The sequence below is a fragment of the Paenibacillus chitinolyticus NBRC 15660 genome (genome assembly GCF_000739915.1).
GTDB lineage: Bacteria > Bacillota > Bacilli > Paenibacillales > NBRC-103111 > Paenibacillus_F > Paenibacillus_F chitinolyticus.
In genome coordinates, this window is sequence record NZ_BBJT01000004.1 from 62,742 (window position 1) to 74,712 (window position 11,971).

The 11,971-nt window shown below is 55.2% G+C and carries 11 protein-coding genes; 4 read left to right on the forward strand and 7 right to left on the reverse strand.

Translation table 11 applies throughout. The annotated features are described in order from the left end of the window. Positions 1–43 precede the first annotated feature (43 nt). Positions 44–874 (reverse strand): undecaprenyl-diphosphate phosphatase, encoded by an 831-nt coding sequence (locus PCH01S_RS10210; RefSeq protein WP_042229020.1) that lies wholly within the window; start codon positions 872–874, stop codon positions 44–46. A gap of 114 nt (positions 875–988) precedes the next feature. Beyond that, entirely contained in the window at positions 989–2,440 is a 1,452-nt protein-coding gene (locus tag PCH01S_RS10215; protein WP_042229022.1) for a bifunctional metallophosphatase/5'-nucleotidase, read from the reverse strand. Between the two features lie 156 nt (positions 2,441–2,596). On the opposite strand from PCH01S_RS10215, the gene PCH01S_RS10220 reads away from it, so the two are divergent. The 4 genes from PCH01S_RS10220 to PCH01S_RS31310 all read left to right on the forward strand — a co-directional run bounded on the left by PCH01S_RS10220 (position 2,597) and on the right by PCH01S_RS31310 (position 6,857). After that, entirely contained in the window at positions 2,597–3,361 is a 765-nt protein-coding gene (locus tag PCH01S_RS10220; protein ID WP_042229023.1) for a molybdenum cofactor biosynthesis protein, read from the forward strand. A 220-nt stretch (positions 3,362–3,581) separates the two neighbouring features. Then, the gene (locus PCH01S_RS10225) at positions 3,582–4,796 is read left to right on the forward strand and encodes a ThiF family adenylyltransferase (RefSeq protein WP_042229025.1); all 1,215 of its coding nucleotides are present in this window, start codon (positions 3,582–3,584) and stop codon (positions 4,794–4,796) included. A 264-nt stretch (positions 4,797–5,060) separates the two neighbouring features. Continuing rightward, entirely contained in the window at positions 5,061–6,119 is a 1,059-nt protein-coding gene (locus PCH01S_RS10230) for an HD-GYP domain-containing protein (protein WP_042229027.1), read from the forward strand. 165 nt (positions 6,120–6,284) lie between these two features. Next, entirely contained in the window at positions 6,285–6,857 is a 573-nt protein-coding gene (locus PCH01S_RS31310) for a hypothetical protein (RefSeq protein WP_042229028.1), read from the forward strand. 170 nt (positions 6,858–7,027) lie between these two features. On the opposite strand, the gene PCH01S_RS10240 is transcribed toward PCH01S_RS31310, so the two are convergent. The 5 genes from PCH01S_RS10240 to sufD all read right to left on the reverse strand — a co-directional run bounded on the left by PCH01S_RS10240 (position 7,028) and on the right by sufD (position 11,941). After that, the gene (locus tag PCH01S_RS10240; RefSeq protein ID WP_042229029.1) at positions 7,028–7,342 is read right to left on the reverse strand and encodes a hypothetical protein; all 315 of its coding nucleotides are present in this window, start codon (positions 7,340–7,342) and stop codon (positions 7,028–7,030) included. 239 nt (positions 7,343–7,581) lie between these two features. After that, positions 7,582–8,979: a Fe-S cluster assembly protein SufB gene (gene sufB / locus PCH01S_RS10245; RefSeq protein ID WP_042229030.1), complete on the reverse strand. Its 1,398-nt coding sequence runs from the start codon at positions 8,977–8,979 to the stop codon at positions 7,582–7,584. 28 nt (positions 8,980–9,007) lie between these two features. Next, a complete protein-coding gene (gene sufU / locus PCH01S_RS10250) occupies positions 9,008–9,436 on the reverse strand; it encodes a Fe-S cluster assembly sulfur transfer protein SufU (RefSeq protein ID WP_042229031.1) in 429 nt (142 codons plus the stop codon). Then, positions 9,423–10,649 (reverse strand): cysteine desulfurase, encoded by a 1,227-nt coding sequence (locus tag PCH01S_RS10255; protein WP_042229032.1) that lies wholly within the window; start codon positions 10,647–10,649, stop codon positions 9,423–9,425. Before PCH01S_RS10255 ends, sufU begins: the two co-directional genes overlap by 14 nt. After that, positions 10,646–11,941 (reverse strand): Fe-S cluster assembly protein SufD, encoded by a 1,296-nt coding sequence (sufD, locus tag PCH01S_RS10260; RefSeq protein WP_042229034.1) that lies wholly within the window; start codon positions 11,939–11,941, stop codon positions 10,646–10,648. The genes PCH01S_RS10255 and sufD overlap by 4 nt, the downstream gene beginning before the upstream one ends. Positions 11,942–11,971: the final 30 nt, after the last annotated feature.

Consider the following 11,971-nt stretch of genomic DNA (forward strand, 5'->3'; position numbering starts at 1 on the left):
TCTCTCCGGTTGTCCAAACTTATGGGCGAAAACCCGGAAAAACCTAAGTTAGCCACAGATAAACGATGAAAATAGCGGCCAGTGCAAAGCGGTAATAAGAGAAATAAGTCAGTTTCATCCGCTGTACGAAACGGATAAACGTCACAATGGCCAGCAGCGCGACAATAAAGGAAACGATAAAGCCCACTGCGAAAAACAAGATGTCGTCCGACGTAAAGTTTTTGTAGCTCTTGAGCAGGGAATATCCGCTGGCGGCAAACATGATCGGAACCGCCATAATGAACGTAAAATCGGCACCCGCTTTACGGGTCACACCGTGAAGCATACCGCCGGCCATCGTCGCCCCGGAGCGCGAAAATCCCGGAATCAGAACGGATAGACACTGGTAGAGGCCGATGATAAAAGCCTGACGATACGAAATACCGTCCATGTCCTCAACGACCGGCCCTTTCGTCCGGTCCATCTTCTTCTCGGCGATGATCATCAGAATACCGCCCAGGATCAGGGACACGACTACGGTTTTCGGGGAAAACAAATACGTCTCGATCAAATCGTCGAACAGAAACGCGATCCCCATCGCCGGGACGATTCCCATCAGAATGTGAAGGACATTTAACCGGGAAGCTCCCGCTTTAACCGCTACCGGCTCCCGGTTGATTCCGAGAATACGCAGGATCCGCTTCCAATACACGATCACGACGGCAAGAATGGCTCCAAGTTGGATCACGATCGTGAACGTCTTCATGAGCGGTTCATCGTCGCTGATTCCGAGCAGAGATTGCGTCAAAATCATGTGTCCGGTTGAGGAAACCGGCAAAAACTCGGTTAATCCTTCCACAATCCCGATAATCGCGGCAATCCATAAACTGAACATGGTCTCTCTCCTAATAATAACAGCTGGGGACCTGTGCCGGGCACGGACAAATCCCCGCAACTATACATTTTACCCGGATCAGAGAGTCAAGACAAGTTAACCTCCCGGTATCGGTCAAATGCCTTCCGGCTGCCAGCGGGACTCGAAAGCCTCTTGAAAACGCTCGGGATGCTGAAGCTCCTCGCCCAGAATATCCCTCAGCAGCTCGGGAAGCAGGTACTCCACATCCGTTGCTTCGTGCAGGGATAGGTAGCCGACTCCGAACGTAAACATGTCGATCATACCGACCGTATACGACCGCTCCGGGTCCAGCGCTTCGCCGTTCACGAGCACTTCCCGGATTTTGCGCAAAGGCTTCCCTTCCGGATCGTATCGGACGGTCAAGCCGTCCAGGCACAGGATGCCGAGCACTTCTCCCCGGAAGCCGAAGCCCCGGATCGGCTTGCTCTGGAATTCCGGCAGGAGGGATTCCTCCAGCGCCTGCAGCAGCCGGGAGCCGGTCAGCTTAACCCGGCACGGGTTAATCGGGCCGGGGCAGACGGCCAAGAGGCGCCCGAGCGTGACGGGCCCTCTCGCAAGCCCGCGCAGCAGCTGGCCGGCGTTGACGAGCCCGATCTCCGCGTTCATCCAGCGTCGCAGGCCGGACGCGAGCAGGTTGCCGAGCGGAGACTCGCCGTACCAGTCAAGCTCCAGCGGCTCTGCGAGATCCGTTACCGGGATATCGAGGGCGCGCCGGCCCAGCTCCGCATTACGGGCGAGAATTCCCGCGATCTCCGCGTCGTCCTCGCAGCCGGATACGTCGTGAACGCGGCCCGCAAGCCGCTCGATGCGCCGCTCCCGCACATTGTAGGCGATCTCCACCTCTCCCGCATACTGGCCGTATTTGCCTGCGGCGCAGACCAGCGTGCTGCGGATGTGCAGCGGCTTTTCCAGCAGATGGTGAGTGTGGGCGCCGAGGATGACGTCGATGCCTTCGATTTCCGCCGCCATCCGTTCATCGTAACGGAGTCCGAGGTGAGACAGGACGATCACGATGTCGACCTGCGGCCGCAGCTTCTCTACCCAGTAGGCAGCAGCCTTAATAGGCTCCTGCACATCCCAGCCGAGCAGCTCGTAATAATCCGTAAAAGCCGCCGTCAGCCCGATTAAACCTACGGTGATGCCTCCTTTGCGCACGATATGGTACGGAATCATCCAAGCCGGAACCTTCCCCGTGTCCGCATCAAGAATGTTGCTTCCGATAACGGGAAACTCCGCTTTCGTTTCAAAAAGACTCCGAAGCGCGTCCGGAGCGTATGTCAAGCCTTCGTTATTGCCCGGAACCATCGCCTCGTATCCCGTTGCATTCATGATTTCGATATTGGCTGCGCCGCCCGTTCCTTCGGTTTCGAGCCTCATCCGGTCCAGATGATCGCCGATATCCAGCGTCAGGATCTCATTCCCTTCATGGCGGCGCCGGAGCTCTTTGAAGCAGGTCGCAATTTTGGGCATCTGTTCGAAATGACTGTGCAAGTCATTCGTATGAAGAATCACTAACGTCTGGTGCTTCTGCTGCTTTTCGGGCATGATTTCACCTCCGCTGTAAAGCCTGTCTCTATTACGTATGCCATACTTGGCTTCATTATGTAAGAAGCCCGGTTGCCCGGACAGCCTCATTATATCATTTTCGTTTTAGGATATGATATGCTAGTTGAAAACGCAACTTTCAGGAGAGAAGTCCTCATGACGTTTCATATCCGGCTTTTTGCGGGCTTGGCCGATGAGCTCGGCCGCCCTTCCATCGATATCGCGCTGTCCCCGGACGCGTCCGGGCGTTCCGCGACGGTTCAGGACCTGCTGGACGAAATTGCCGCACGCTTCCCTGCCGCGAGGTCTCTTCTGGCCCACTGCTTTCTGGCCAAAAATCACGCGTATGCCGCGCCGCACGAGCTTGTCAGCGAGAGCGACGAGCTTGCGCTCATTCCTCCCGTCTCGGGCGGAAGCGGCGAAGCGCCGGATGCCGGAGACGAAGCGGCCGAACCCGCACGCTACGTGCTTACGCGAGAACCGATCGACCCCGCCGAAGTCATCCAAAAGGTTACCCATCCCGACTGTGGAGCGACACTCGCGTTTATCGGCACGACCCGCGAGCACACGCACGGAGTGCGCACCGTCCTGCTCGAATACGAAGCCTACGAGCCTATGGCCGTCTCCGTCATGGAAACCATCGGCGCAGAGCTGGAAGCCCGCTGGCCCGGATGCCGCTGCGCGATGACGCATCGGCTGGGGCCCATCGGAATCGGCGAAAGCAGTCTGGTCATCGCCGTCTCCACGCCGCACCGGGCAGACTGTTACGAGGCAAACCGTTACGCCATCGAACGTGTGAAGCAGATCCTGCCCGTCTGGAAAAAAGAAATCGGCGAAGACGGCTCCGAGTGGAAAGGCTATGTTTCGCCGGAAGGCGGAGGCGGCTGGAATCCGCTGGACCCGCCCCCCGGCCGGGAATAGTGCAGCGTGCGCAGCGGCGAACGCTTTCGGATCGAAGCATCGAAACGTTAGGCGATGTTAAATGCCAGGAAGAGAAACGAGGTACGCCGGCGAGCGTAAGAGACGGTCGCCCGATTCCGTAACCGGAATCCACTACCGCGTAAAGTACACGGGAACACCGGACCCGCCGGAACTATTGTCCCAATGATCATTCCCATTCTATCCGGAAGGAGCAACTCCTATGAGCAGCCCTCATCCTTATCCGCCGCCGGACGATCAGTCGTCCGCGGCTTCCTCCCCTTCCTACGCAGCGGGGACCGAAGCGGCCGCCGAATCTACGGCGCAGCCTGAGACGGTCCAAGCCGGAGCAACGAGCGCAGCGGCGGCGCAGGCCCCGCAGGCACGGGCCACGGACGGCGCGGCCGAAGTGCCGGCGCGCTACTCCCGGCACGTGCTCTTCAAGCCCGTCGGCGAGAACGGCCAGCGGGCGCTCGGCCGCGCGCGGGTCGCCATCGTCGGCCTCGGCGCGCTCGGCACCGTCCTCGCGAACCACATGGTTCGCGCCGGTGTCGGCTTCGTGCGCCTGATCGACCGCGACTTCGTCGAAGAGAGCAATCTGCAAAGGCAGATGCTCTATGACGAAGAAGACGCCCACCAGGCGCAGCCGAAAGCTTCAGCCGCGGCCGCGAAGCTGCGGCTGGTGAACTCTCTCGTCGGCATCGAAGCACACGTTGCCGACTTGAATCCCTTGAATGCCGAAGAGTTGCTGACCGGGGTTGATCTGATCCTGGACGGAACGGATAACTTTTCCGTCCGGTTTCTGATCAACGACGTCAGCGTCAAGCACGGCATTCCGTGGCTGTACGGCGGCGCCGTCGCTTCTCGCGGCGTTTCGCTGGCGATTCTGCCCGGCGAAACGCCGTGTCTGCGCTGCCTGTTCGGTTCCGCGCCGGCGCACGGTACCGCGGACACGTGCGACACCGCCGGCGTGATCGGCCCGATCATTCATATGGTCGCCTCGTACCAGGCCACGGAAGCGATGAAAATCCTGATCGGGGACAGGCAGCATCTCAACCGCCGCATGCAGCAGTGGGACCTCTGGTACAACCACTACACGTCGGTGGACGTCTCGGGCGCCCGCAAGGCCGACTGTCCGGCTTGCGCGCATCGCTCGTTCGAATATTTGGACGCCGAGATTGACGGGGAAACGATTCAGACGTTGTGCGGGCGGGATTCCGTTCAAATTCATCCCGTCCGTCCGGCCGACTTCTCGCTGGAGCACTGGGAACAGCGCCTTGCTCCGCTCGGCCGCGTAAGCCGCAACAAATTTCTGCTTCGTTTCCGCCCGTCGGATGACATCACACTCGCCGTGTTTCCCGACGGACGGGTGCTCGTACAGGGCGTCACCGACCCTGTCGCCGCCAAAACGTTGTACAGCCGCTACATCGGCATGTAATCGAATTATCGCCAAGAGCCTTATTCCTATAAGGCTCTTTTTGCGCTTCCGCTTCGTTTGGCTTCTCGGCGGCGTGAGCGATTTGTGTCGGGCTTGCACCGGACTTTTTTTCCGCTGTTTCCCCGTTTACATTTCTTTATCAATAATTGATCAAATCCGACAAGTAAATTCCGATAGTTGGAAAATGTTACATTGCAACTCTCTTTATTCTCCTGCTAATATGAAGGTGCTTGAGAAAAATTTGGAAAAGGTGAATGAATTCAGATGAGAATTCATATATCAGATTTGCAAGTGGGGGACCGTCTTACCCGCGATACGTTCAACTCCATCGGATTGAACATTTTATCGGCCGATACGAAAGTGGACGAATTCGATATTTTAAAACTGAACAAGCATCAGATTGAATATGTGGACATCGAGGAACGACTGCGGCCCGGCCACGAAGCTCAAACGGAAACGGCTGTTACCGCGGAGCTTTCGAAGCAGGAGGAATCGTTTCACACCGCAATCGGCGGCATCAAGGATCTGTTCGAAAGCGCGGTCAGGACCGGCAAGCTTTCCGACACGGTTGTCGAGCAGTATTACACTCCTCTCATTTCCAACGTGCGGGAAGAAAAAGACGTCGTGAATTTGCTGCTGTGCTTGGACAGCCGCGATGACTATACGTACCAGCACAGCGTTCAGGTCGGGCTTATCTCTTATTTTATTTCGACCTGGCTGGGCAAAAGCGAAGAAGAAGCCAAACAGATCGGCAAGGCCGGCTATCTTCACGATATCGGAAAATGCCGAATCAGCTTCGACATCCTGCAAAAACCCGGCAAGCTTACGAACGAAGAGTATGCCGAGATGCAAAAGCACACCGTCTACGGATATGAAATTATCCGGAATTCGATTGCCGACGAGCTATCCGCCCTGGTCGCCCTCCAGCACCACGAGCGCCTCAACGGGAAGGGATATCCGCTGGGCAAAACCGGCGAAGCGATTCATCCCGCGGCCAAAATCGTTGCGGTAGCCGACGTGTACAGCGCCATGATCAACAACCGTTCGTACCAGTCCAAACGGGATCTGCTCTACGTCTTGAAGGAGCTTCACAAAATGAGTTTCGGCGAGCTTGACCCTCAAGCTGTTCATGTGTTTATCGCCAACATGATTCCGAACTTTATCGGCAAAAAAGCCACCCTATCCAACGGACAGTCCGGCACGATCGTCATGACCTTCCCGAACGATTACTTCCGTCCCCTCATTCAAATCGATGACGCCGAAGACACGTTCATCGATCTCACTCAGCGCACCGACCTCGAGATTCAATCCATCACCGTTTAGTAAGCGCTTTAAAAGAGACTCCTACAAAAAAGCGGCAGCCGCCTTTTCCCTCCGGGAATTGAGCGGCTGTTTTATGCTACAATAACGGTATCCAATTGAAATTAATACGGAACTTGGCCGGCTGTGTAACCGGCTTTTATTTTTTATGAAGGAGGCGCATTTGCAATGGCCGACGAACGAAACAAGAGCACCCATCCAAGCAATGAACAGCCCCTCGTGACGATAAAACGCAAGTCTGACCCGGCCGAGGAGTCCGCTTCATTCGAAACGGACAGAGCCGAATCCCGGCGCGGGCACGAACCGCCCTCTCCCGATTCGGGCGGCGAGCGTTCCCTCGCCCCTTCCGCTCCGGAGCCTGTTACATTCCGGGCGACCGAAGAATTCCCCGTACACCCGGGGCATCTGGATTCGGCTTCGGATTCGGAACGCCGACCCGAGAGCTTTTTTCCTCCTGATGGAGCGCCTCCCACGATACGGAAGAAAAGAACCTCCGTCGTCTTGTCGATCGTCTGCGGCATTTTGGCGATCCTCCTGAATCTGCCGGTTGTGACGCTGCCCTTGGGCTTGATTCTTGGATTCGTCGCATTCGGCGCAGGGCTTGCCGCCCGGCGCGCTCACCGGCGTTCCGCGGGACTGGTCCTCTCCCTGTTCTCGTTTCTTATCGCCGCCGTCTGGCTCGCCAGCGCATTAGTGCCCCTGGCCGTCGATCCCACGATAAGCGTGGGCCGGCTGCCTTAATCTTTAGGTTGCGCATGAGTACTGTCTATCAGGTCATACTCTTTTCCACCGGTCATTAACTTAAATTTTATTTCATCCAGGTGTGACTCTAAGTACTCCAAGTCTTCTTCTTTGTATGGCAATTCGGGAGAAAAGGTTATGGGGTACCTTACGGTCAGAGTATTTTTCTCTTATTTACAACCGTCGCCGCCCGAAAACCTTTTACAGAGAGATTTTAGCGATAGGGTGCCGGTGTTAATGGGGACCACGTCTTTGGAATGTCCCGTATATCCATAGCTGATTTCCGCACTCTGAGTATCGATAGCGGAAGATCCTTTAATCGTAAAATGGTATTCCAGCATAACTAGTTTATTTCCATCTGATTGAATGATTCGGCTTCCCTCGGTGATCAGCTGAATGTTTGCAAGCGTGTAGGTCTGTTTATCTGTACTGCAGCCAGTTAGAAGTAATACCACTAAAGTAAAAAGCATGCCGTATTGTTTCATCCGTTTAACCTCCGTAGAGCTCCGTGCCCCTTTCTATCAACCTCACACACCTTAATGATGCTCACTCCCAATATAACTATTATTTTACATTTATCCAAATATTTTCATTATGATTTTGAACAAAAAAAGCGCCTATGTGACTTGAACAAAATGTGCAAGCCATCATAGGCACTTATTTTATTTATCTATTCAAGGCAAAGGACATCTTTTAAGCCCACAAACCCCTTACGGGACAAGGGTTAACCGATGGAACCTTCCATCTCGAACTTGATGAGACGGTTCATTTCAACCGCGTACTCCATCGGAAGTTCTTTCGTGAACGGCTCGATGAAGCCCATTACGATCATTTGCGTCGCTTCGCCTTCCGACAGACCGCGGCTCATCAGGTAGAAGAGCTGATCTTCGGATACTTTCGAAACGGTCGCTTCGTGCTCCAGCGTGATGTTGTCGTTCATGATTTCGTTGTACGGAATCGTGTCGGACGTGGATTGTTTATCCATAATCAGCGTGTCGCACTTGATGTTGGATTTCGCGCCTGCGGAATTACGGCCGAAGGAAGCGAGTCCGCGGTACGTTACTTTACCGCCGTGCTTGGAGATCGACTTCGAAATGATCGTCGAAGTGGTGTCCGGAGCAAGGTGGATCATCTTCGCACCGGCATCCTGATGCTGGCCTTTGCCTGCAACGGCAATGGACAGAACGGAGCCTTTGGCGCCGCGGCCTTTAAGCACGACAGCCGGGTATTTCATCGTCAGCTTGGAGCCGATGTTGCCATCCACCCATTCCATGTTCGCGCCTTCTTCGGCGACGGCACGCTTGGTTACGAGGTTGTAGATGTTCGGCGCCCAGTTCTGGATCGTGGTGTAACGGGCACGGGAGTTTTTGCGGCATACGATTTCAACGACCGCGCTGTGAAGCGAGTTCGTGCTGTATACCGGAGCGGTACAGCCTTCTACATAGTGAACGAAGCTGTCTTCGTCCGTGATGATCAGGGTACGCTCGAACTGCCCCATATTTTCCGAGTTGATACGGAAATACGCTTGAAGCGGAACTTCGCATTTTACGCCTTTCGGAACGTAAATGAAGCTGCCGCCGGACCATACGGCGCTGTTCAGTGCGGCGAACTTGTTGTCGTTCGGAGGAATAACGGTTCCGAAATATTCACGGAACAGCTCCGGATATTCACGCAGCGCGCTGTCGGTGTCCATGAAGATCACGCCTTGATCTTCAAGTTCTTTCTGCATGCTGTGGTAAACGACTTCGGACTCGTACTGAGCGGATACGCCGGCAAGGAACTTCTGTTCCGCTTCCGGAATACCGAGCTTGTCGAACGTTTCCTTAATCTCGGTAGGAACCTCTTCCCACGTCTTGCCCTGCTTCTCGGACGGCTTGACATAGTACTGGATGTCGTTGAAATCGAGATCATCCAGGTTACCGCCCCAACGCGGCATCGGCATGCTGAAGAACTGTTCCAGCGATTTCAGACGGAACTCGAGCATCCACTCGGGCTCGCCTTTCATTCTGGAAATCTCGGTCACGATCTCGGCGTTCAGTCCTTTTCCCGATTGGAAAATAGACTTGTGCTCGTCCCGAAAGCCGTATTTGTACTCTTCCATTTCTGGCATTTGCTTAGCCATCGTACCAACCTCCTTTAATTCTTGTTCATTACGATTGCTTCGTCTGTTCGATTCCCTTGCGCAGCGCGTTCCATGGGAGTGTAGCGCACTTGATACGAGCCGGGAACTTGTTCACGCCGGACAAAGCCTCTATATCTTCGTATTCGAATCCAACGTCTTCGCCCTTCATCAGCTTGGAGAAATTCTCTGCCATTTCGAGCGCTTCTTCGAGCGTTTTGCCTTTGACGGCATCCGTCATCATCGAAGCCGAGGACATCGAAATCGAGCATCCCTCGCCCACATACTTAGCGGCTTTGACTTTTCCGTCTTCTACCTGCATCTGCAAAGTAATCCGGTCCCCGCAAGTAGGGTTGTTCAGGTTGATTGAAACCGATTCGTTATCTTCGAACGACCCGCGGTTTCTCGGCGTTTTATAATGATCCATGATGACTCTGCGGTATAAATCATCCAATTGCATGACCGAAATACTCCTTTGTTTTTAGTAAGCCCTGGACGAGTCGGTCGATGTCATCTTCAGTATTGTATAAATAAAAGCTGGCGCGTGCCGTAGCCGATTGTTCCAACCAGCGCATCAGCGGCTGGCAGCAGTGGTGACCGGCACGAACGGCGATACCTTCGGCATCCAGCACCGTAGCCACGTCGTGCGGATGAACGTCACCGAGGTTAAAGGTGACAAGCCCGACGCGGTTGTTTCTCGGACCGTAAACATTCAGACCTTCAACCTCAAGCATACGCTCCAACGCATAGGCAGTCAAGCTGGCATCGTGGTCGGCGATGGCGTCAAGGCCGATCTCCTCCAGGAAGTCGATAGCCGCTCCAAGACCGACGGCACCGGCGATGATCGGCGTTCCCCCCTCGAATTTCCAGGGGAGCTCCTTCCATGTGGAATCGTAAAGATCCACATGGTCGATCATTTCGCCGCCGAATTCAATCGGCTCCATCGCTTCAAGCAGCTCCTTCTTCCCATACAATACCCCGATTCCGGTCGGTCCACACATTTTGTGGCCGGAGAAGGCGAAGAAGTCGCAATCCAGATCCTGCACATCCACCTTCAGGTGAGGAGCGCTCTGCGCACCGTCCACCATCATCTTGGCGCCGTGACGGTGAGCGATCTCGGCGATGGCTTTCACCGGGTTCAGGACGCCAAGGACGTTGGAAAGATGAACGACCGATACGAATTTCGTGCGGTCCGTAATGGTAGTTTCCACATCTTCAAGGGCGATGGAACCGTCCGGTTGAAGCGGGATATATTTAAGCGTGGCGCCGGTCGCCTTCGCGACCTGCTGCCAGGGAATGAGATTGCTGTGATGTTCCATCGGCGTGATGACGATTTCGTCGCCTTCCCCGCAGATGGAGCGGGCATACGAGCTGGCAACCAGATTGATCGCCGTCGTCGTGCCGCGAGTGAAGATGATTTCCTGCTCGGAGCGGGCGTTGATAAAACGGACGACCTTCGCACGCGCTCCTTCGTAAGCGTCTGTGGCGCGGGACCCCAGGGTGTGGACGCCTCGGTGTACGTTCGAATTGTCCCATTCGTAATACTTTTTCAGGGCCTCGATGACTTGGACCGGCTTCTGGGAAGTCGCGGAGCTATCCAGATAAACGAGCGGATGCCCGTTCACTTCCTGATTCAAAATGGGGAACAGTTCGCGTATCTCCGAAGGTTTCATTGCCCCAGCTTCCTCTCTACCATAGTCTGCAGCTGCTCTTCCAGCTTGGCGATCGGAATCTCCGATACGACCGGAGCCAGGAAGCCGTAAATCAGGAGACGAGTGGCTTCCTCACGGGAAATCCCGCGGGACATCATGTAGTAAACCTGGTCCTGGTTTACTTGGCCCACGCTCGCCGCATGACCGGCTTTTACGTCATCTTCGTCGATCAGAAGGATCGGATTGGCGTCGCCGCGGGCTTTCGGGCTGAGCATGAGCACGCGCTCCGTCTGCTGGCCGTTGGCGCCCGTTGCGCCTTTCTCGATCTTCGTGATGCCGTTGATGATGGCAGTAGCCTGGTCTCTCATAACGGCACGCGTAATCATGTCGCTGTTGGAGCTCAGACCGAAGTGAATCGCCCGTGTCGTCAGGTTCAGCTTCTGATCGTTCGTTCCCACGCAGATGACTTTCGCATCCGAGTAAGAGCCGTTGCCCTTTAGGATCGAAGTTATGTCGGACATGGAATTGCCCTGGTTCATCTCACCGACGATCCAGTTCACGCTTGCGTCGTTCTCCACAACGGCGCGGCGGTAAGTCAGATCCGTAACGCCTTCCGTAAGGTTGTGAACCGAAGCGAAATGAACGTTCGCGCCAGGCTTCACGAATACTTCGGTTACCCCGTTTTGTACGAGCGAAGCGCCGGTACCGATGGAAGTAAAGTTCTCCACGTATGTGACGGAGCTGTTCGTGTCCGCTACGATCAGGATGTGCGGAGAGAAGCTCGCTGCCGAATCATCGGACAGGAACAAGGCTTGCAGCGGAATTTCCACGTTTACGTTCTTCGGAACGTAAAGGAATACGCCGCCGCTCCACGTTGCCGCATGCACGGCCGTCAGCAGGTTTTCGCCCGCTTCGACCGCTTTGCCGAGGTATGGACGGACCAGATCGGCGTGTTCGCGAACCGCGGTTTCAAGATCCGTAAAGATAACGCCGCGGCCGGCAAGTTCTTCGGACAGAGTCTGGTATACAGCGCCGGAGTTCCGTTGAACGATAATGTTCGTATCTCCGACGAGTGTTTTAACCTGCTCCGGCAGCTCGCTGACGGAAGCAAGGGCTTGAGGCTCGCGGTACGTACCGAAAGAGCTCAGGTCCCAACGGTCCAATCTCGTTTTTTCCAATTTAGGCAGTTCCAAAGATCCCGCCAGATTTGCCGCCTGCACGCGCAGATCGGTCAACCACTCCGGCTCCTGTCTGGCTTTCGACGCTTGGGCGACGGCTTGGGAATCAACGGGAAGAATGGTTTGTGTCGTCATATCTATTTCCTCCTAATATATAGCCCAGGC